This window comes from Streptacidiphilus sp. P02-A3a (assembly GCF_014084105.1).
Taxonomy (GTDB): Bacteria; Actinomycetota; Actinomycetes; order Streptomycetales; family Streptomycetaceae; genus Streptacidiphilus.
In genome coordinates this window covers 8,227,628-8,248,125 of the sequence record NZ_CP048289.1, presented here as the reverse complement: position 1 = coordinate 8,248,125, position 20,498 = coordinate 8,227,628, and the positions used below count along the sequence as shown (strand labels likewise).

17 protein-coding genes and 1 riboswitch are annotated in these 20,498 nt (G+C 72.1%); of the genes, 10 read left to right on the top strand and 7 right to left on the bottom strand.

The window, feature by feature from the left end:
• Positions 1 to 132 precede the first annotated feature (132 nt).
• Together purN and purH are read left to right on the top strand one after the other, a co-directional pair.
• Positions 133 to 744, top strand: coding sequence for a phosphoribosylglycinamide formyltransferase (gene purN, locus GXP74_RS34725; protein ID WP_182456848.1), 612 nt, complete (start codon positions 133 to 135; stop codon positions 742 to 744).
• A gap of 88 nt (positions 745 to 832) precedes the next feature.
• A complete protein-coding gene (gene purH / locus GXP74_RS34720) occupies positions 833 to 2,416 on the top strand; it encodes a bifunctional phosphoribosylaminoimidazolecarboxamide formyltransferase/IMP cyclohydrolase (RefSeq protein ID WP_182455207.1) in 1,584 nt (527 codons plus the stop codon).
• Positions 2,417 to 2,522: 106 nt separating this feature from the next.
• On the opposite strand, the gene GXP74_RS34715 is transcribed toward purH, so the two are convergent.
• From GXP74_RS34715 to GXP74_RS41700, 3 genes are all read right to left on the bottom strand, one after another.
• Positions 2,523 to 3,296: an RDD family protein gene (locus tag GXP74_RS34715; protein ID WP_182455206.1), complete on the bottom strand. Its 774-nt coding sequence runs from the start codon at positions 3,294 to 3,296 to the stop codon at positions 2,523 to 2,525.
• Positions 3,297 to 3,409: 113 nt separating this feature from the next.
• Positions 3,410 to 3,859, bottom strand: coding sequence for a DUF2752 domain-containing protein (locus GXP74_RS34710; protein WP_182455205.1), 450 nt, complete (start codon positions 3,857 to 3,859; stop codon positions 3,410 to 3,412).
• Entirely contained in the window at positions 3,856 to 3,984 is a 129-nt protein-coding gene (locus tag GXP74_RS41700; RefSeq protein ID WP_255528193.1) for a hypothetical protein, read from the bottom strand. Before GXP74_RS41700 ends, GXP74_RS34710 begins: the two co-directional genes overlap by 4 nt.
• Before the next feature lie 240 nt (positions 3,985 to 4,224).
• Here GXP74_RS41700 and GXP74_RS34705 point away from each other — a divergent pair, with 240 nt between their 5' ends.
• Together GXP74_RS34705 and GXP74_RS34700 are read left to right on the top strand one after the other, a co-directional pair.
• Complete coding sequence (locus GXP74_RS34705) at positions 4,225 to 5,076, top strand: bifunctional methylenetetrahydrofolate dehydrogenase/methenyltetrahydrofolate cyclohydrolase (RefSeq protein WP_182455204.1); 852 nt, start codon at positions 4,225 to 4,227, stop codon at positions 5,074 to 5,076.
• Positions 5,077 to 5,170: 94 nt separating this feature from the next.
• Positions 5,171 to 5,587, top strand: a complete 417-nt coding sequence (locus GXP74_RS34700) for a DUF3017 domain-containing protein (RefSeq protein WP_182455203.1) — start codon at positions 5,171 to 5,173, stop codon at positions 5,585 to 5,587.
• 107 nt (positions 5,588 to 5,694) lie between these two features.
• Here GXP74_RS34700 and GXP74_RS34695 read toward each other — a convergent pair whose 3' ends face one another.
• Positions 5,695 to 6,315 (bottom strand): hypothetical protein, encoded by a 621-nt coding sequence (locus tag GXP74_RS34695; protein WP_182455202.1) that lies wholly within the window; start codon positions 6,313 to 6,315, stop codon positions 5,695 to 5,697.
• Between the two features lie 187 nt (positions 6,316 to 6,502).
• On the opposite strand from GXP74_RS34695, the gene GXP74_RS34690 reads away from it, so the two are divergent.
• The 4 genes from GXP74_RS34690 to GXP74_RS34675 all read left to right on the top strand — a co-directional run bounded on the left by GXP74_RS34690 (position 6,503) and on the right by GXP74_RS34675 (position 11,850).
• The gene (locus GXP74_RS34690; RefSeq protein WP_182455201.1) at positions 6,503 to 7,510 is read left to right on the top strand and encodes an XRE family transcriptional regulator; all 1,008 of its coding nucleotides are present in this window, start codon (positions 6,503 to 6,505) and stop codon (positions 7,508 to 7,510) included.
• 298 nt (positions 7,511 to 7,808) lie between these two features.
• Complete coding sequence (locus GXP74_RS34685; protein WP_182455200.1) at positions 7,809 to 8,798, top strand: malate dehydrogenase; 990 nt, start codon at positions 7,809 to 7,811, stop codon at positions 8,796 to 8,798.
• A gap of 101 nt (positions 8,799 to 8,899) precedes the next feature.
• Positions 8,900 to 8,988, top strand: a riboswitch (ZMP/ZTP riboswitch).
• 53 nt (positions 8,989 to 9,041) lie between these two features.
• Positions 9,042 to 10,355: a serine hydroxymethyltransferase gene (gene glyA, locus GXP74_RS34680; RefSeq protein ID WP_182455199.1), complete on the top strand. Its 1,314-nt coding sequence runs from the start codon at positions 9,042 to 9,044 to the stop codon at positions 10,353 to 10,355.
• Positions 10,356 to 10,428: 73 nt separating this feature from the next.
• Positions 10,429 to 11,850: a hemolysin family protein gene (locus GXP74_RS34675; RefSeq protein ID WP_182455198.1), complete on the top strand. Its 1,422-nt coding sequence runs from the start codon at positions 10,429 to 10,431 to the stop codon at positions 11,848 to 11,850.
• Here GXP74_RS34675 and GXP74_RS34670 read toward each other — a convergent pair.
• The gene (locus tag GXP74_RS34670; protein WP_304940927.1) at positions 11,768 to 13,342 is read right to left on the bottom strand and encodes a glycosyltransferase family A protein; all 1,575 of its coding nucleotides are present in this window, start codon (positions 13,340 to 13,342) and stop codon (positions 11,768 to 11,770) included. The two genes, GXP74_RS34675 and GXP74_RS34670, sit on opposite strands and share 83 nt — an antisense overlap.
• A 128-nt stretch (positions 13,343 to 13,470) precedes the next feature.
• Between GXP74_RS34670 and trpS the strand changes: the two genes are divergently transcribed.
• Positions 13,471 to 14,487, top strand: coding sequence for a tryptophan--tRNA ligase (gene trpS, locus GXP74_RS34665; protein ID WP_182455196.1), 1,017 nt, complete (start codon positions 13,471 to 13,473; stop codon positions 14,485 to 14,487).
• A 1-nt stretch (position 14,488) separates the two neighbouring features.
• Positions 14,489 to 15,079, top strand: coding sequence for a 2'-5' RNA ligase family protein (locus GXP74_RS34660; protein ID WP_182455195.1), 591 nt, complete (start codon positions 14,489 to 14,491; stop codon positions 15,077 to 15,079).
• Between the two features lie 25 nt (positions 15,080 to 15,104).
• On the opposite strand, the gene GXP74_RS34655 is transcribed toward GXP74_RS34660, so the two are convergent.
• Positions 15,105 to 16,685: a hypothetical protein gene (locus tag GXP74_RS34655; RefSeq protein ID WP_182455194.1), complete on the bottom strand. Its 1,581-nt coding sequence runs from the start codon at positions 16,683 to 16,685 to the stop codon at positions 15,105 to 15,107.
• Between the two features lie 47 nt (positions 16,686 to 16,732).
• Positions 16,733 to 20,326: a bifunctional glycosyltransferase family 2 protein/CDP-glycerol:glycerophosphate glycerophosphotransferase gene (locus GXP74_RS34650; protein WP_182455193.1), complete on the bottom strand. Its 3,594-nt coding sequence runs from the start codon at positions 20,324 to 20,326 to the stop codon at positions 16,733 to 16,735.
• Positions 20,327 to 20,498 lie beyond the last annotated feature (172 nt).

Genomic DNA, 20,498 nt, shown 5'->3' with positions numbered 1-20,498 from the left:
TGTGCACTGGCTTGAGCCGACGGGACGGCCGCGCCGTTATGGGAGGACCGTGCTGTGGCGTACCCGCCGACCGTTCCGCATCAGGACTTCCCCGCGCCCGCTTCGGGTGGCGGCGGGGCGGCGGCCCGGATCGTGGTCCTGGTCTCCGGCTCCGGCACCAACCTGCAGGCCCTGCTCGACGCCGCCGCCGACCCGGCCTACGGCGCGCGGATCGTCGCCGTCGGCGCGGACCGCGACTCCATCGCCGGTCTTGAACGGGCCGAGCGGGCCGGGCTGCCGACGTTCGTGCACCGGGTCAAGGACTACCCCGAGCGCACCGACTGGGACGCCGCGCTGACCGCCGCCACCGAGGCGTACCAGCCGGACCTGGTGGTCACCGCGGGCTTCATGAAGATCCTCGGCGGCGGGTTCATGCGCCGCTTCGAGGGCCGCATCGTCAACACCCACCCCGCGCTGCTGCCCGCCTTCCCCGGTGCCCACGGCGTGCGGGACGCGCTGGCGTACGGGGTGAAGGTCACCGGCTGCACCGTGCACCTGGTGGACGAGGGGGTGGACACCGGTCCGATCATCGCCCAGGGCGTGGTCGAGGTCCGCGACGCCGACCACGAGGACGGCGGCGAGGCGCTCCACGAGCGCATCAAGACGGTCGAGCGAAAGCTGCTCGTCGAGGCCGTGGGTCGACTGGCCCGCGAGGGCCACCGGCTCCAGGGACGCAGGGTCAGCTATCTGTCCCCCGGCCGGTGACCACGACTCGCAGCGGCACAACAAACGGCACCACCCACAACGACAGCACCCACAACGGCAGCACTCACAACGACGAAGGACTTTGGCAATGAGCTCCGGCAGCAACCAGCCCGCGCCCGCCTCCGAGAACATCAGGCCCATCCGCCGCGCCCTGGTCAGTGTGTACGACAAGGCCGGACTCGCTGAGCTGGCGCAGGGCCTGCACGCGGCCGGTGTCGAACTGGTCTCCACCGGCTCCACCGCCGCGAGGATCGCGGCGGCGGGCGTCCCGGTCACCCCGGTCGAGGAGCTGACCGGCTTCCCCGAGTGTCTGGACGGCAGGGTCAAGACCCTGCACCCGCGCGTCCACGCGGGCATCCTCGCCGACCTGCGGCTGGAGTCGCACCGCGACCAGCTGACCGAGCTCGGCATCGCGCCGTTCGACCTGGTCGTGGTCAACCTCTACCCGTTCAAGGCGACCGTCGCCTCCGGTGCCTCGCCCGACGAGTGCGTCGAGCAGATCGACATCGGCGGTCCGAGCATGGTCCGCGCCGCCGCCAAGAACCACCCCTCGGTCGCCGTGGTCACCTCGCCCCACCGGTACCCGGACGTGCTGGCCGCGGTCGCCGACGGCGGCTTCGACCTGGCCACCCGCAAGCGCCTGGCCGGTGAGGCGTTCGCGCACACCGCCGCCTACGACGTGGCCGTGGCCTCCTGGTTCGCCGGCGAGTACGCCCCCGCCGACGAGACGGCCTTCCCGGCCTTCCTCGGCGCCACCTGGGAGCGCGAGAACGTCCTGCGCTACGGCGAGAACCCGCACCAGGCCGCCGCCCTCTACACCGACGGCACCGGCACCGGCATCGCGGCCGCCGAGCAGCTGCACGGCAAGGAGATGTCCTACAACAACTACGCGGACACCGACGCGGCGATCCGCGCCGCGTACGACCAGGCCGAGCCCTGCGTCGCGATCATCAAGCACGCCAACCCGTGCGGCATCGCGGTGGGCGCCGACGTCGCCGAGGCGCACCGCAAGGCGCACGCCTGCGACCCGGTCTCCGCCTACGGCGGCGTGATCGCGGTCAACCGCCCGGTGACGGTCGAGCTGGCCGAGCAGATCGCCCCGATCTTCACCGAGGTGGTCTTCGCCCCGGGCTACGAGGACGGCGCGGTCGAGGTGCTGGCCCGCAAGAAGAACATCCGGGTGCTGCGCGGCACCCCGGCCGCCCCGGCGGTCGAGTCCCGCCCGGTGACCGGCGGCGTGCTGCTTCAGCAGGCCGACCGGATCGACGCGGCCGGCGACGACCCGGCGACCTGGACGCTGGCCACCGGCGAGGCACTGGACGCGGCCGGGCTGGCCGAGCTGGCCTTCGCCTGGCGCGCCTGCCGGGCGGTCAAGTCCAACGCGATCCTGCTGACCGCGGACGGCGCCTCGGTGGGCGTCGGCATGGGCCAGGTGAACCGGGTGGACTCGGCGAAGCTCGCGGTGGAGCGCGCGGGCGAGCGGGCGGCCGGATCCTTCGCCGCCTCGGACGCCTTCTTCCCGTTCCCGGACGGGCTCCAGGTGCTGATCGACGCGGGCATCAAGGCCGTGGTCCAGCCCGGCGGCTCGATCCACGACAGCGAGGTCGTCGAGGCGGCCAAGGCCGCCGGGGTCACCATGTACTTCACCGGGACCCGGCACTTCTTCCACTGATCGTCCGATCGGGCGAGCCGTCGCCGAGTGCTGACGGCTCGTCACCGCGGCCCGCCGCCCGGATCGTCCGGGCGGCGGGCCGCGGTCGTGTGTTCCGCTGCCGAGGTCAGTCGGTGGTGACCACCACAGTGCTCATGATCTTGTCGGCGAAGGTCTGCTTCTTGTCGTCCCAGAGCGGCCACAGCCAGCCGACGTAGCAGGCGAACGAGTCCAGCGCGTGGCAGAGCAGACGGACGAGGGCCAGCCCGAAGCCGAGCACCTGGCCGTCGTACTCGCGCACCAGACGGATGTTCAGGGCCTTCTTGCCGACGGTCTGGCCGGTGGTGCCCACCTGGTAGGTCAGCCAGATCCCACCGGCCAGCGCGAGCAGCGCGCCGAGCAGTATGAAGATCGCCGCGGCCCCGCTGGTGCCGCCGCTGCAACTCGTCTGGTAGCTGGTCGGGTCGGTGGTGCAGGTCGCCACCTTCACCTGGGAGATGCCGATGCCGTAGAGGATCCCCGGGAGCACGCCGACTATCACGCCGTCGACCAGGCTGGCGGCCACCCGGCGGCCCCAGTGCGCGTAGCTCGCGCTCACCTGGCCGGCGGCGGCATAGGGGTCGTAGCCGTAGGGCGGCTGCTGGCCGTAACCGGGACCGGGCGGCGGCGGGTAGGCGCCCTGCTGGTAGTCCTGCGGCTGCGGCGGCTGCTGCGGGTAGCCGTAGCCCGGCTGCTGCTGCGGGTAGCCGTAGCCCGGCTGCTGCGGCTGCTGCTGCTGGCCGTACGGGTTGGGCTGCTGCGGCGGCTGCTGGCCGTACGGGCCGGGAGCGGGCTGCTGGCCATAGGGATTCGGCTGCTGCGGCTGGCCGTAAGGGTTGTTGGGATCGGGCGGGTAACTCATCGGAATGCCTCCGGCAGGAGTGGGTGGGACCAGTGCGAGTGCGGGTGCGCGACGGGCCGCAGCGTCAGCGGGGCTTGCTGACGCGCAGTGAGATTAGCGGAACGCCATGACAGTCAGCTGGACAGAAAACCGAACCGGTGCAGCTGCCAGAGCCAGGAGACACCGGCAGCGACGCCGATGACGGTGTTCCGGCGACGGAGCGGTTGCCGCCACCACCAGCCGCCGACGGCGCCGTTGCCGAGCGGGGCGAGCAGCAGGCCCAGGCCCACGAGTACGGTCACCGGGTTCGCCGCGATCGCGGCGCCGGGATGCCCGGCCCCCAGCTCCATGAACACCGTGGTACTGCCGCACACCGGGCAGGGAACGCCGGTGAGTCGGCGCAGCGGGCAGATGACGCCCGGATCGTCCTTGGCGTGCAGCTCGGCCAGCGCGAGTGCCAGCACGGCCGCGCCGCCGCCCCGGGCCAGTACCTGGGCCGGGCCGCCGAAGCGGGAACCGAGCAGCTGCTCGCGCAGCTGCCGCCAGGAGCGCTGCGGGGACCGGGCGGCCTCCGGCAGCGTCATGCCGGGGTCCTGGCCTGCTCGAACGCCGGGATGCCGACCGTGACGCCGATCAGGTGGCCGAGGCGCTGGACCGACTGGTGCGGACACCCATGGGAGTCCTGCGGTGGTTGAAAAGGGTTGCTCACGTTCTCCCCCGTGCTTCCCTGCGGCCGCGCCCCCTGATCGGAGGCAATATGCAAGGAACACATACTCGGGCGGCCGTCTCGCGACTCATCGTGGCCCGCGCCGCACGCACTGTCCAGCACGGTCGACCCGCTGACGGCAATCTGTGGCGATACTGCAATCGGACGCTGACAGTCCGCAAGGTTTCGGGTGGCTCAGGGCCTGGGTTCTCGCCACCCCTCCGCATCCAGGAGAATGTCTCCATGACCGCCCAGATTCTCGATGGCAAGGCCACCGCCGCCGCGATCAAGTCCGAGCTCGCCGTAAGGATCGAAGCGCTGAAGGCGCAGGGCATCACGCCCGGCCTCGGCACCGTCCTGGTCGGCGACGACCCCGGCAGCCACTCCTACGTGCGAGGCAAGCACCGGGACTGCGCCCAGATCGGCATCGCCAGCATCCAGCGCGAGCTGCCCGGCGACGCCACCCAGCAGGACGTCGAGGACGTCGTCCGTGAGCTCAATGACAACCCGGCCTGCACCGGCTACATCGTCCAGCTGCCCCTGCCCAAGGGACTGGACGAGAAGCGGGTGCTGGAACTGATGGACCCGGCCAAGGACGCCGACGGCCTGCACCCGATGAGCCTGGGACGGCTGGTGCTGGGAATCGAGGCGCCGCTGCCGTGCACCCCCAACGGCATCGTCGAGCTGCTGCGCCGCCACCAGGTGGAGATCAACGGGGCGAACGTGGTCGTCGTCGGCCGCGGCATCACCGTGGGCCGCTCCATCGGGCTGCTGCTGACCCGCCGCAGCGAGAACGCCACCGTCACGCTCACCCACACCGGCACCCGCGACCTGTCGCAGCACCTGCGCCAGGCCGACATCATCGTCGCCGCCGCCGGTGTGCCGCACCTGGTCAAGCCGGAGGACGTGCGCCCCGGCGCGGTCGTGCTGGACGTCGGTGTCAGCCGCTCCGAGGCCGGTCTGGTCGGCGACGTGCACCCCGGCGTCGCCGAGGTCGCGGGCTGGCTGTCGCCGAACCCCGGCGGTGTCGGCCCGATGACCCGCGCGATGCTGCTGGCGAACGTGGTCGAGGCGGCCGAGCGTGCCGCACGCTGACCCCCCCTCCGGCAAAGCCGGGCCTGCGGACGCCGCCGAACGGCCCGCGGGATCCGGTGGGTCCGGTGCGACCGAGGCGGAGACCTCCGGGTTGGTGGGAGCGACCGCTCCCGCCCCGAAGTCGCGCCAACGCCCGGTCACCACGACCGGGACCTTCCCGCCCGAGGGTTCGGCCGCGGCGGCGGGGCGGAGCCAGCCGATCCCGGTCCGGCAGTGGCCGATAGTGATAGTGCTGACCATGGTCGGGGTGGGCCTCGCGGTGACCGCGCTGAACCAGTTCCGGCCCGGGGTGGTCACCATCGGGGTAGCCCTGCTGGTCGCCGGGGTGCTGCGGGTGGCGCTGCCCGAGGTCGGCATGCTGGCGGTCCGCAGCCGGTTCACCGACGTCGTGGTGATGGGTGTGCTCGGGACCGCGATCATCCTGCTGGCTCTGGCGTCCGAACCGGATCCGGTGATCACGCTCCCGTTCGTGAACGAGATCGCGGGCTGGCTGGGGCGCGGCGGGGGCTGAGGCCCGGCCGCCCCCCGCCGCAGCCTCCGCCGCGCCGACGGCGCTCCACCCACCCCGTGCCAGTGCGCGGAGGGCGGAGCGCCGTCGTGCTGTGCGGTGCCGGGCCGTCAGCCCTGGAACAGGTGGCGGTGGTGGTGCCGGTGGTGGTGGTGCCGCCCGTGGTGGTGTCCGTGGTGGCGCCCGGAGTGGTGCGCGAACGACTGCTGCGCGCCCAGGGCGCGCGCCGGGGCCAGTCGGGTGACCGCCGCGGTGGCGAGAGCGCGGTTCCCGACGGTGCGGTACGCGCTGGTGCGGTACGCGGTGCTGCCGAGGCGGTAGCGGACGCCGTGCAGGTGTCCGTTGTGGAAGCGGCGGCCGTGGTGGCGGCCGTGCCGACGGCCGTGGTGCCGGGCGTGGTGCCCGCGGGCACGGTGCCGGGCGGCGTGCTCGGCCGCCGGGCGCATCGCCGGACGCCACAGCGGCTGGGTCTCCAGCACCAGCGGGACCGAGGCCGGGTCCACCGCCTCGACCTGCGCCGCCTGCTCGGCGAGCGGGTGGCAGTGGTGGAAGCCGAACGGCAGGCCGGAGGCGACCGCCTGCTGCTCGTAGCCGAGACCGTTCCAGGGACCCCAGGGGGTGTGGCTGGTCGCGGCGGAGGCGGCGGGGGCGATCGAGAGGACCAGGCCGAACCCGGTGGCGAGCGTCGCGGCGCCCACAGCCAGACGCCTGCCTACAGAACGTGCGAACACGAGGGACATCCTTCCCAGTGGCGGGAGGCCGGCTCCGTCATGTCGGCCCCTCCTGTGACCAAGAGTTGCCAAGCGACTACAAAAACGGTAACCAGTAGTCCGTATCTGGGACGAGCTGGGACGTCCCAGGCTGTGACCTGCTGGGACGTCGCATCGGGCACAGGAAAACTGGGACAGGAGGTGGGACATGACCCACTGGCAGCGGCTGCCGGACGCCTTGGATCCGGATGTGCGACGGCTGGTCGAGCAGCTGCGACTGCTGAAGGACCGCAGCGGCCACAGCCTCCAGGCGCTGGCGGAGTCCACGGCCTGTAGCAAGTCCGCGTGGCAGCGCTACCTCAACGGCACCAAGTTCCCGCCGCGCTCGGTGGTCGCCGGGCTCGGTCGGCTCACCGGCGCGGACGCGCCGAGGCTGATGCTGCTCTGGGAGGTCGCCGAAGCCGCCTGGATCCCCGAACCGCTGCCCGCCCCCGCTCCGCTGGTACCGGCCCTCCGCCCGGCCGCCCCGGTGGTCGGCCCGGTGGTCGCCAGGGGGTCGGTCGAGCGCGCCCTCGCCGGGCCGGTCGAACCGCTGCCGCCGGTGGTCACCGAACTGCCCCTGGTCGTACCCGGCCGGGTGCGGACGACACCCAGGCGACCCCTCGTTCCGGTGTTCGCCCTGGCCGGCGGCGCGGCGCTGCTGGCCACCGCCGGGGTGCTGGCGGGCCCGGCGCTCTGGTCCGGGCTGCTCGCGGGGAACCCGCCCGGGCACCGCCCGGCCCAGGACTCGGCGAACTCCGCGCCCTTCGGCGCGACCGCCGCGGGCTGCTCCGGCGCGGCCTGCCAGGGGCGCGACCCGCACCGCACCGGCTGCGACCGGGACGCCGCCGTCGCCGGTTCGGTGGACGTGGACACCCTGATCATCCGGCTCCGCTACAGCCACCGCTGCGGCGCGGTCTGGACCGAGGCCCGGGGCGGTACGCCCGGGATGTCGCTGGGCTCACTCTCCATCAGCGGGGACAACGGCAGCGTGCTGGCGACGCTGCCGCGCCCCGGGGCCGGGAGCCCGGTCGACCACAGCCCGATACTGGCCGCCACCGGGCCGGACCGGGCCGAGGCCTGCGCGGTGGTGGACGACGTCCAGGCGTGCGCCGGGGCGCGGGACCCGGGCGGTCCGCCGCGGGTGCTCACGTATCTGCCGTCCGACTCGGGCTGACCGCCGCACGGCCTCCCGAACGGCTTCGGTAATGCCGCCCTGAACTGCGTTGATGCCGAACCGGCATGGCGCCGCGGTAAACGTGACGAAGGCCGCGCGGAGAGAGTGCGCCCATGGGAGCGCACACCCCCGGCTCTGGGATAACCTGGCAGGGATCTCTTGAGATCAAGAGACAGATCAGGGACTGGTTCCACGCGGGCACGCCCGACCGGTCCGAGGCTGCCACCCGGCCCCCGACCGCGCTGTCTGCTGCAGCCGAAACCTGACCTCCCACAGGTATCCAGCAGGAGACGTCATCATGACCCGCACTCCCGTCAATGTCACCGTCACCGGTGCGGCCGGCCAGATCGGCTACGCGCTGCTCTTCCGCATCGCCTCCGGTCACCTCCTGGGCGCCGACGTCCCGGTGAAGCTGCGTCTGCTGGAGATCCCGCAGGGCGTGAAGGCCGCCGAGGGCACCGCGATGGAGCTCGACGACTGCGCGTTCCCGCTGCTCGCCGGGATCGACATCTTCGACGACCCGAACCAGGGCTTCGAGGGCGCCAACGTCGCGCTGCTCGTCGGCGCCCGTCCGCGCACCGCCGGGATGGAGCGCGGTGACCTGCTCTCCGCGAACGGCGGCATCTTCCGCCCGCAGGGCAAGGCCATCAACGACCACGCGGCGGACGACATCCGGGTGCTGGTGGTCGGCAACCCGGCCAACACCAACGCCCTGATCGCCAAGAGCAACGCCCCCGACGTACCGGCCGACCGCTTCACCGCGATGACCCGGCTGGACCACAACCGCGCCGTGGCGCAGCTGGCCAAGAAGCTCGGCGTCTCGGTCGCCGATGTGAAGAGGCTCACCATCTGGGGCAACCACTCGGCGACCCAGTACCCCGACGTGTTCCACGCCGAGGTCAACGGCGAGAACGCGGCCAAGGCCATCGGCGACGAGAGCTGGCTGTCGGACTTCTTCATCCCGACCGTCGCCAAGCGCGGCGCGGCGATCATCGACGCCCGTGGCGCCTCCTCGGCCGCCTCGGCCGCCAACGCCGCCATCGACCACGTCTTCACCTGGACCAACGGCACCGCCGAGGGTGACTGGACCTCCGCCGGTGTGGTCTCCGACGGCTCCTACGGCGTGCCGCAGGGCATCATCTCCTCCTTCCCGGTCACCGCCAAGAACGGCACGTTCGAGATCGTCCAGGGCCTGGACATCAACGACTTCTCCCGCGGCCGCATCGACGCCTCGGTGCAGGAGCTGATCGAGGAGCGCGACGCGGTCAAGGCGCTCGACCTGATCTGACCGACCCGGATCGACCCGGATCGACCCGGTCCGACCCGGAACGCCCGTGCCCCGTCCGCTTCGCGGAACAGCGGCACGGGCGTTCGCGTCCGCAGGTACGCTGATATCGCCGCGACTGGCGCACGTGGAAGGAACCACGAGGGAGCGGCGGGGAAACAGCACCGGAGTGCCGTCCGCCTGGGCACCCGGGTCGACCTCCGCACGACAGCCGTGCGGAGCGGAAGACCCGGAGGGACGCCCGCCATGACGCAGCACCAGTCATCCCCGCAGCACCAGTCATCCCCGCAGCACCCGCACCTGCACCGCGCCGACCCCGAGATCGCCGCCCTGGTCGCCGCCGAGCAGCGGCTCCAGGCGGACACCCTGCGGCTGATCCCCAGCGAGAACTACGTCTCCGCCGCCGTCCTCGAAGCCACCGGCACGGTGCTGCAGAACAAGTACTCCGAGGGCTACCCGGGGAAGCGCTACTACGAGGGCCAGCAGTACATCGACCAGGTCGAGGCGCTGGCCGTGGACCGGGCCAAGGCGCTGTTCGGGGTCGACCACGCCAACGTCCAGCCGTACTCCGGATCGCCCGCCAACCTCGCCGTCTACCTGGCCTTCCTCCAGCCCGGCGACACCGTCCTGGGCATGGCGCTGCCGATGGGCGGCCACCTCACCCACGGCTGGGGGGTCTCCGCGACCGGCTCCTGGTTCCGGGGCGTGCAGTACGGCGTGCGCGCCACCGGCAGTGCCGAGGAGCGCGGGCGGACCGACCTCGACCAGGTGCGTGAGCTGGCGCTGAAGGAGCGCCCCAAGGTGATCTTCTGCGGCGGCACGGCGGTCCCGCGGACCATCGACTTCGCCGGTTTCGCCGAGATCGCCCGCGAGGTGGACGCGGTCCTGGTCGCCGACATCGCCCACATCGCCGGGCTGGTGGCCGGTGGCGCGCACCCCAGCCCGGTCGGCCACGCCGACGTGATCTCCACCACCACCCACAAGACCCTGCGCGGGCCGCGCGGCGCCATGCTGATGTCCACCGAGCAGCACGCCAGGGCCATCGACCGGGCGGTCTTCCCCGGTCTCCAGGGCGGTCCGCACAACCACACCACGGCCGCCATCGCGGTCGCGCTGAAGGAGGCGGCCGGGCCCGAGTTCCGGACCTACGCCCGGCAGGTGGTCGACAACGCCCGGACGCTGGGCGAGCAGCTGGCGGCCCGGGGCTTCGAGCTGGTCTCCGGCGGCACCGACAACCACCTCCTGCTGATCGACCTGACCAGCAAGGACGTCCCCGGCAAGGTCGCCGCGAAGGCGCTGGACCGGGCCGGGATCGTGGTCAACTACAACACCGTCCCCTACGACACCCGCAAGCCCTTCGACCCGTCCGGGATCAGGATCGGCACCCCCGCGCTCACCTCGCGCGGCATCCCGCAGTCGGAGCTGGCGGCGGTCGCCGAGTGGATCGACCGCACCGTGAGCGCCGCCCGCGACGGTGACGAGGACACCGTCGCCACGGTGCGCGCCGAGGTCAAGGAGCTGATGGACGCCCACCCGGCGCCCGGACTGACGCTCGACTGAGCAGGGCGGCGGAGGCCCGGGCGGTCCGCCGACCGTGTGAACGAGGGCGGGAAAGCTTCCTAGACTGTCGCCTGTGAGTGAAACCCTCCAGGACGCCGGTCTGGTCCTGCTCTTCATCATCATCGGCGGACTGTTCAACATCGCCGAGATCTCCCTGATCTCGCTGCGCGAGGGGCAGATCCAGACCCTGGCCGAGCGCGGCACCAAGCGCGCGGCCAGGGCGGCGCACCTGGCCGGCGACCCGAACCGGTTCCTGGCGGCGGTCCAGGTCGGGGTGACCTGCATGGGTTTCCTGTCGGCGGCCTTCGGCGCGGACACCCTGGCGGCGAAGGCGTCGCCGCTGTTCGAGAAGCTGGGCATGGATTCGGACCTGGCGTCCACCACCGCGCTGGTGCTGCTGACGCTGCTGATCTCCTACGTCTCGCTGGTGCTCGGCGAGCTCACCCCGAAGCGGATCGGCCTGCAGCGGGCCGAGTCCATCGCGCTGCTGGCGGCGCCGATGGTGGACATGATCTCGGTGGTGCTGCGGCCGGTGATCTGGCTGCTGTCCCGCTCCACCAACCTGATGGTGCGGCTGCTCGGCGGCGACCCGAAGGCCGGACGCAACTCGATGAGCTCCGAGGAGCTGCGCGGGCTGGTCGCCTCCAACACCGAGCTGGGCAGCGACGAGCGGCGGATGATCGGGGACGTCTTCGCCGCCGGTGAGCGGCAGTTGCGCGAGGTGATGGTGCCGCGCACCGAGGTCACCTTCCTGGACGCCGGACGCCCGCTGGGGGAGGTCCGGCAGGAGGTCAGCCGCTACCCGCACTCGCGGTACCCGGTGGTGGACGGCTCGTACGACATCGTGGTCGGCTTCGTCCACGTCCGGGACCTGTACCGGGCGCCGGAGCCGGGCACGGTGGCCGCGCGGACCGTACGCGACCTGGCCCGGCCGGTGAAGCTGCTGCCCGCGACCAAGCGGGTGCTGCCGTCGATGTCGGAGATGCGGCACGAGGGCCACCACCTGGCGATCGTGGTGGACGAGTACGGCGGCACGGCCGGGATCGTGACCCTGGAGGACCTGGTCGAGGAGGTCGTCGGGGAGATCCGCGACGAGTACGACTCGCAGGAGGTGAGCACCACCCGGCGGCTCGCGGGCGGCAGCATCGAGCTGGACGGGCTGCTCAACCTCGCCGACTTCGCCGAGGAGACCGGTCTGGAACTGCCGGAAGGGCCCTACGAGACGGTGGCCGGATACATGGTCGCCGAGCTCGGGCACCTGCCGGAGCCCGGCGAGCAGGTCCAGGTCGGCAGCGGCTACTCGCTGATCATCGCCGCGCTGGACGGCCGCCGGGTGGACCGGGTCCGGGTGGTCGCCCGGTCCGACTCCGCCCCGGCGGAGCCCGGCGCCGCCGGGGCCGCCGGGGCCGGTGCTACTGCCCCCGGAACCGGTCCGGCACCCGCAGAGCCGGCAGCAACCGCCGCACCCTCAACCCGAGGACCCGCCGGATCCTGATCGGGGCGATGGCGAGCACCAGCCCGCCGTCGGCCCCGCGCAGCGGGGTGGCCCGGTACGGGCGGCCCCGGTGCCACCAGCGCAGCGGCGGCAGCGCCGGATCAGCAGGGAGCGGCACCGGGACCGCGGTCGGCTGCCCGGCGTAGTCGGTGTCGAGCCGCACCGCCCAGCGCCCCCGCGGTCGGCCCGCGCCCCCGGGCGCGCCGTCCGGCCGCCGGGCCTGGGGGATCAGCGACGCCAACGGGATCCGCACCAGGTAGCCCTGGTCCGCGCCGCCGACCACCCCGGCGAAGGCGTGCCCGGCAGCCGGACGCGGGCCGGAGCCGGAAGCACCGGAGCCTGCGGCGACCGGCAGCGCGAGCGCGACCGGGGCCACGCGCAGGCCCGGCAGCGGCAGCGGCTGCTCCGCGCGCAGCTCCAGCACCGGCGCCCGACCGGGCGGCCGGCGGGAGCCGGGGACCCAGGCCGCGCCGGTGACCGCCAGTGGCTCCGGCGGCTGATCGTGCCGCGCCTCGTAGCGCACCAGCGTGATCAGCTCGTCCAGCAGACCGTGCTCGACGCAGTGCAGCCGCAGCCGCTGCGAGTCGGTGCACCAGCCCCGGATCCGCTCGGTGAGGTGCGCCGCCAGCAGCGGGCGGGCGGCGGCGCAGAGCTGTTCCTGCTCGGCGCGGGGGAGCTCCAGGAAGGGCGCGCGGAACAGGTTGGCCAGGTCGCCGCGCAGGTGACGGGCGTTCACCAGGTCCCGCTCCGGTCCGGGCGCGGTGTGCCGCACGGTGACCTCGACCCCGGCCGCGATCCCCAGCAGCCGGTCGCCGAGCCGGGAGCTGTAGGTGATGTTCCCGGCGTCCGCCCTGGCGACCAGGTAGTAGTAGTCGTAGTCGGCCAGCACCGAGACCCGCCCGGCCAGGAAGCAGGCCTCCAGCACGAAGGGGCCGTCGCTGTAGGCGGGCAGCTCCTCACGGAAACGCAGCCGGTGCTCGCGCACCAGCGAGTGCCGGAACAGCTTGGACGGGGTCAGCGACCAGACCAGGTCGGCCGAGGGGAAGGGGACCTCGGGGTCGGTCCGGCGGCAGGCGCCGACCGGTACCCAGCGCCCGTTCACCCCGACCACCCGGCCGAGTACCACGTCCGTGCCGTGCTCGTCGGCGGCGGCGACCATCCGCGCCAGGGCCTCCGGGCCGAGCCGGTCGTCGGAGTCGAGGAAGAAGAGATAGCGGCCGGTGGCCCGTTCCAGGCCGAGGTTGCGGGCGTGGGCCGGGCCCCGGCGGGCGTCCAGCGGGACCGCGGTGAGCAGCTCCGGGTGCAGCCCGGCCAGCCGCAGCAGCTCCTCGGCGCTGCCGTCGTCCGAGCCGTCGTCCACCGCCAGCACCTGGATCCGGGCGGTGCCCATGGTCTGCGCCAGCAGGGACTCGAACCAGGCGTCGAGGTACGGACGGGTGTTGTACACCGGTGTGATCACGGTGACATCGGGCGGTGCGGCGGCACTGGGCACGGCGGGGCTCCGGTTCGCAGGGGGCACCGGTTCAACGCGGCTCGGGGGCCCGGGGTAGCGGCGCGGATCACACGGTCCACCGCACGAGTGGGCGTAAGTGCCGGTGCGGCCCTGAGAGAATGTGCGGCATGGTCACTGATCGCCCTCGCGTGCTCTCTGGTATCCAGCCGACGTCCGGGTCCTTCCACCTGGGCAACTACCTGGGCGCGGTGCGCCAGTGGGTGGCGTTGCAGGACACCCACGACGCCTTCTACATGGTGGTTGACCTGCACGCGATCACCGTGGAGCAGGACCCGGCGGTGCTGCGGCAGAACACCCGGCTGTCGGTCGCACAACTGCTCGGCGTCGGGGTCGACCCCGAGCGCTGCACCCTGTTCGTGCAGTCGCACGTCCCCGAACACGCGCAGCTGGCCTGGGTGATGAACTGCTTCACCGGCTTCGGTGAGGCGGCCCGGATGACCCAGTTCAAGGACAAGTCGGGCAAACAGGGCGCGGACCGGACCACGGTCGGACTGTTCACCTACCCGGTGCTCCAGGTCGCCGACATCCTGCTCTACCAGGCCGACCAGGTGCCGGTCGGCGAGGACCAGCGGCAGCACATCGAGCTGACCCGGGACCTGGCGGAGCGTTTCAACGGTCGGCTGGGGCAGACCTTCACCGTGCCGAACCCGTACATCCTCAAGGAGACCGCGAAGATCTTCGACCTGCAGGACCCGACGGCGAAGATGAGCAAGTCGGCCTCCACGCCCAAGGGCCTGGTCAACCTGCTGGACGAGGTGAGGACCAGCGCCAAGAAGATCAAGAGCGCGGTCACCGACACCGGCACCGTGGTCTCCTACGACGAGGAGCTCAAGCCCGGGGTGTCCAACCTGCTGCGGATCCACTCGGCGATCAGCGGCCGGTCGATCCCGGAGCTGGTGGGGCACTTCGAGGGCAAGATGTACGGCGCGCTGAAGACCGAGCTGGCGGACCTGTTCTCGGAGTGGGTGACGCCGATCCAGAAGCGCACCCAGGAGTACCTGGACGACCCGGCCGAGCTGGACCGGGTGCTCGCCCGGGGCGCGGAGAAGGCCCGCGCGGTCGCCGGGGAGACCCTGGCCACCGCCTACGACCGGGTCGGGTTCCTCGCGGCCGCCAAGCGGTGACGTGGCGGGCATAGTCGGCGGGGACGGCGGCAGCACGGTCACCATCGGGGTGTCCATCGCCGTCCCCGAGCCGTACGCCGCACAGGTCCAGGACGCCCGGGCCGGGTACGGCGATCCGCTGGCCCGGGCGATACCCACGCACGTCACGCTGCTGCCGCCGACCGAGGTGCCCGCCGCGCGGCTGGACGCGGTCGCCGAGCACCTGGCGGCCGCCGCCGAGGCGCAGCGGCCGTTCCAGGTGCTGCTGCACGGCAGCGGCAGTTTCCGCCCGGTCTCGCCGGTGGTGTACGTCCGGCTGGCGGCCGGGGTGCGCGAGTGCCGGACGCTGGAGGCGGCGGTCAGGTCCGGGCTGCTGGCCCGGGAGCTGGCCTTCCCGTACCACCCGCATGTCACGGTGGCGCAGGCGGTGGCCGAACCGCTGCTGGACCGGGCCTACCAGGACTTCCGGGACTACCGCGCGGAGTTCGCGGTCACCGGGTTCAGCCTCTACCTGTTCGGGGCGGACCGGGTCTGGCGGCCACGGCGTGACTTCGCCTTCGCCGTGCGCCGGGGCGGGAGCCGGGACGAGAGCCGGGGCGGGAGCCGGGGCTGACGAGCGCCCCGGCCCCCCGAAGCTGTCAGGCGGGTGTCAGGTCGGCCGTGGTGGGCCGGTCGGGTCCGGGGCCCTCGGTCGGGCCCTGCAGCGGGGCTGCCCGCTGGTCGTCGGCCGGGGAGTAGGGCTCCGTCGGGTTCTTCCGGCCGAGCAGGCTCATCAGCGGCATCAGCATGATGCCGATGAGGATCGTGGGCAGCATGTACCGGGCCAGTGCGGCCGGGTTGGCCGCGATGACCGCCATCTGCAGGCCGAAGGTGATCCCGCCGAGCGCCAGATACGGCCAGCCGGCCTTCCGCCGCCGCCGGGCCAGCATGATCAGCAGGGCGTAGCTCGCGTAGCACCAGAAGGCGCCGCGCCAGACCAGCCACTGGGTCTGCTCGGTCATGCTGATCAGGTACAGCCACTGGCCGAACTGGTGCAGCCTGCTGCTGATCCCACGGGTCTGCAGCACGTCGCGGTACTTGCTGTGCGCCATCCGCTGGCCCGGAGACGCCTGCCCGAACAGGTTCGTGGACCGCTGCGGCCAGGCGATCTGGGTGTCCCCGGACAGGGCGTGCGGGCCGGGGAAGATCCCCCAGGCGATCTGCGAGCGGCAGAGCCTGGCCTCCACCACGGTCTGCGGGGTCCGCTCCAGCACCTGGTACCAGATCGTCATCAGCTGGCTGTTGATGGCCGCCGCCTCCGGGCGGTTCAGCTCGGCCATGGTCCAGTCGACATCCCAGCAGTTGGCGGCCTTGCCGCCCCACTTGGACAGCGGTGCGACCTTCTCCATCACCTTCTTGTCGGCGGCGGTGAAGTAGCCGGGATGCTCGCCGTAGGCCACCGCGATGTCGGCGTAGTTGAAGGCGTAGTACTGGTCGGTGGTGGGCATCTTGATCCCCACCGCCGGGTAGACCAGGAAGTTGAGCAGCAGGTACAGCGCCGTGGTCCCGGCGATCAGCGCGGTGATCCACAAGCGCATCGAGCGCAGCGCCAGGATCAGCAGCGGGGCGGCCGCGATGATCGCGTCGACGCTGCTGTTCCGGAACAGGGCGATACCGATGAAGCCCACCTCAAGGACCGCCAACTGCTGGTAGAACCAGCGGCTGCGGAGGCTGAGGGCGTCCCGGTCCCGCAGTCTGCGGGCGATCAGCCGGGCGATCGCGGCGAAGGCCAGCACCGCCGAGATGGTGAAGGCGGCGTCCTTCCAGACGAACTCGGTGAGGGTGCCGGTGGAGGGCAGCGCCGCGACGCACACGGCGGCGAGCCCGGCCCAGCGGCCGCGCACCCCCAGGTCGCGCAGCGCCACGCAGGTGTACGCCAGCACCAGCGAGATGGCCACCGTCTGGGCCAGGGTCAGCAGCCACACCCCGCCGGTGAGCTGCAACGACAGCCACAGCAGGCTGTCGTAGAGGATCGAGTGGTCGTCGATCCAGTGGTTGGTGGTGACCTCCCACGTGTAGGTGATCGAGTCGTAGCTGAACAGCCCCGGGTAGAACGACGCCCACCAGAACAGGTAGACCACCTGGCAGGCGGCGTACACCGCGACGGGCAGCCGCCAGCGCAGGGGGACCCGGTCCCACTGCCGTTGGACGGCAGCGGGGACGCGTACTCGACTGGTCACAGGCTGCTCCTGGAGCGTGTTCAGGTTCGGGGTGGACTGGGGCAGGCTCAGGCTAGACCGAGCATCCTGTCCACGACCCGGCGGGAGGCCTGTCCGTCGTCGAGGTCGCAGAAGGCCTCGCGGAAGGCGGCGTAGGCCGGAGCGTACCTCTCGATTACTGGAGTGAGATCACGCAGGGCCTCGACCAGTTCCCCGGACGTGTGCAGCAGCGGACCGGGGGCGGTGGCCTCGAAGTCGAAGTAGAAGCCGCGCAGGGCGTCCCGGTAGTGCTCCAGGTCGTAGGTGAAGAAGAGGATCGGGCGGCCGGTGATGGCGTAGTCGAACATCACCGACGAGTAGTCGGTCACCAGGACGTCGGCGATCAGGTAAAGGTCCTGGATATCGGGGTAGCTGCCGACGTCCCAGACGAAGCCGTCGCCCTCGCCCGGGACCGGCTCGACCACGTGGGCGTGCGGCCGGATCAGCAGCACGTGGTCGTCGCCGAGGGCCGCGCGGGCCTGCTCCAGGTCGATCCTCAGGTCGAGCTGGTGGCCACCGTTGTGGCGGACCCGGTCCTCGCGCCAGGTGGGCGCGTACAGCACGATTTTCTTACCCTCGGGCAGACCCAGGGTGCGCCGGACCTGCTCGGCGTGCTTCTCCCGGTCGTCCGCGAGCAGCACGTCGTTGCGGGGGTAGCCGGAGGCCAGGATCTCGCCCTCGTAGCGGAAGGCCCGCTTGAGGATCGGGGTGCTGAAGCTGTTGGGCGAGACCAGCACGCTCCACTGCTTGCCCTCGCGCTCCAGCGCCTCCAGGTAGGCGGTGTCGCTGAACCAGTCGTTGTCGAAGTCGAAGCCGATCCGCTTGAGCGGGGTGCCGTGCCAGGTCTGCACGATGACCTGGCCCTCGCGGCGCTCGATCCAGGAGGGCAGGTGGGTGTTGCCGACGATGTAGCGGCAGCGGGCCAGCGCCTCGTACCACTCCGGGCTCTCGTAGACCACGGCCGAGGCCCCGGCCGGGGGGATCATCCGGTCGTCGCGGACCACCCACAGGTGCTCCAGCTCGCTGCCGCGCCGCACCAGTTCCTGGTGCACCGCCCGCGGCGAGTCGGAGTAGGACTTGCCCTCGAAGACGTCGTAGAGCACGGCCTCGCGCAGCGGCTTGCGGCGCGCCGCCGGGTAGAACTCGTTGAGCAGCAGCCGCTGGTGGTAGCGCCCGCGGGCGCTCGGGTCGAGCTCGTGGGCGGAGTTCAGGAACAGCCGGTCGTACCAGCGGCGGGCCAGGGTGACCCGCTTGTTCCGGGCGGTGACGGCGGTCGGCAGCAGGGTGTGCCCGGCGGGGGCGATGTGGGCGGTGGTCTCCACCCGGCCGTCGGGGGCGTCGGGCACCTCGGTGCTGACGAACAGCTCCCAGTTGCCGCCCTGGAGCGGGAGCTCACCGGCGTAGCTGTCGTTGGGCAGCGCGGGCAGCACCGAGCGGAACCGGCCGTCCACGACCTGGCCGGGGAAGCGGTACGCCTTGGCGTGCTTGCCGTGCCGCAGCACCCACTCGAAGGAGTGGCGCCCGGGCAGCGGGAAGCTGCCTTCGAGGACGAAGCCGTTGTCGGCGGTGCTGGCGGTGACCCGCTCGACCAGGGGCTGCAGCGGCTGGTCGATCAGTTGCAGGTGGCCGCGCGGGGAGCGCTTCAGGTAGACCACCCGGGGCGCGGTGCCGGACCCGGCGGCGACCGGGACCTGGACCGCGGAGCCCTCCTTGCGGTCGTCCACGGCGATGTCCAGGGTCTCGCCGCCGGGCAGCACCAGCTCGGTGCTCCAGCGGTCGGTGGGACGGTCCAGCGAGGCGGGCCGGAGCTGGCCCTCGCGCTGGTGCACCCCGTGGACCTGGGCGCCGTCGATCACGGCGGTGAACGGCCGCAGGCCGTCGGTGCCGGTCGCGGCGTCCAGCACCACCGGGAAGTCGAGGACGGCGGTGGACCCGGCCTCCTTGTGGTGCAGCCGGAGCAGGGTGCCCTCGGCGGCGGAGGCGGCGGCGATCCGCCCGTGCACGGTGACCTGGCCGCTGCCGTCGGCGGCCGGGACCGCCCGGTCCATGCGCGCCCTGACGGTCTCTACCTGGATGTACAGGTGGTGGTCACGGACCTGCGGGATGACCCGGACGTCGGGGGTGACCCAGATCGGGCTGGGGAACTGGCCGGAGCCCTGGTGGCCCATCTTGATCCGGCTGCGGCGCGGCCGGCCCTTGCCGAAGACGCCGACGGTCACCCGCCAGACGCCGTCCCGCCACTCGCCGCGCTGCTTCAGCTTGGCCGGGTCGAGGTCGACCTCGAAGCCGGCCCAGTCCAGGTGCCGCAGCGGCTGGTCGCCGGTCTCGGCGGTGAGCTGCGGGGTGAACACGGTGCGGGCGTGCAGCACCACGCTGCGGCGGCTGCCCTGCTCGCGCAGCATCACCGCCTTGATCCCCTCGCTGCGCTGCTCGGCGCCGAGGTGCTTGGGGTAGGCGTAGCCCTTGAGGTGCAGCCGTCCGCCGAGCCAGTCGGCCTCCTGCAGGCCGGTGCGGAGGACGGTCTCCTTGTCGAGCCGCAGCACGCTCTCCGGGACCGGCGCGCGGCCCTTCAGCGAGGGGTAGTCGGCGTAGTTGCGGACGGTGCCCCTGACCGGGATCGTCCACGGGAACTTGCGGTCGAACGCCAGCAGGTCCAGCAGCTCCGGCAGTCGGCGCTTGGCGGTGAGCCAGTACTTCAGCCGCATCGGCGCGGGCAGCGAGTTCAGCGTGTCCTTGTCGATCTCGGAGATCATCGCGCCGATGTGGTCCAGGAACGCCTGCTGGTACTCCTCGCCGCCCTCGGGCAGCGCCCGGAAGAACAGCGGCACCTCTTCCAGCAGCGAGTTCTCGTTGTAGAAGCGCAGGTGCTCGGCGTACGCGGGGCCGCTCTGGGCCTTCAGGAACTCGCGCACCATCCGCATCGAGGTGACCCGGTCGACCAGGCCCTTGGGGTCGGTCCGGTTCTGGGTGATCGAGCGGGCCCCGACCTCGCGCTCGCGCCAGTGGTAGATCGGCTCGCTGAGGACGTCCACCTTCTCGGCGAGGAAGTGCAGCGGCACGCTGACCGGGGCGTCCTCGTAGAGGATGCCGGGGTACTCCAGGCCCTGGGCGTCCCAGAACGAGCGGCGGTACACCTTGTTCCAGGCGGTGCGGTCGGTGACCAGGTTCGGGCGCTCGGTGATGTGGGTGCGCAGCGCGGTCTCGGCGAAGGGCCGCCGGTGCACCGGCGACTGCACGTAGCCGACCGAGCGGAAGCGCAGCACGTTGCCGCTGACGAAGTCGGACCCGGTGGCGTCCAGGGTCTCCACCATCAGCTGGTACGCGGTCGGCGGCATGGTGTCGTCGCTGTCGACGAAGGCCAGGAACTCGGCGTCGGGGTGGATGTTCCGGATGCCGGTGTTCCGGGCCGGACCGAGGCCCTTGTTCTCCTGCCGGACCAGGCGGAACCGCGCGTCCTTGGCCGCGAACCGCTCGGCGATCGCCGCACTGTCGTCGGTGGAGCCGTCGTCGACCATCACCACCTCAAGGTCGGTGAGTGTCTGCGCCGCGATGGAGTTCAGGCACTCGTCGAGGTAGAGCCGGACGTTGTAGATGGGGACGACGACAGAAAGACGGGGGGCCATGAGGTGCGACGGGCCTTTCTCGTACTGGCTCGGCGTTCCCGAACTGGGGAACGGAAACGCTGGGGACGGCGCAGAGTAAGCGTAGCCTTTGAGTCGGCGGGCTCCCCAGGCAGGATCGAGGGATGCTACAGCCGCAGTAGGCCGCAGGCCACCTCTGCGCCTCTGGCGGTAT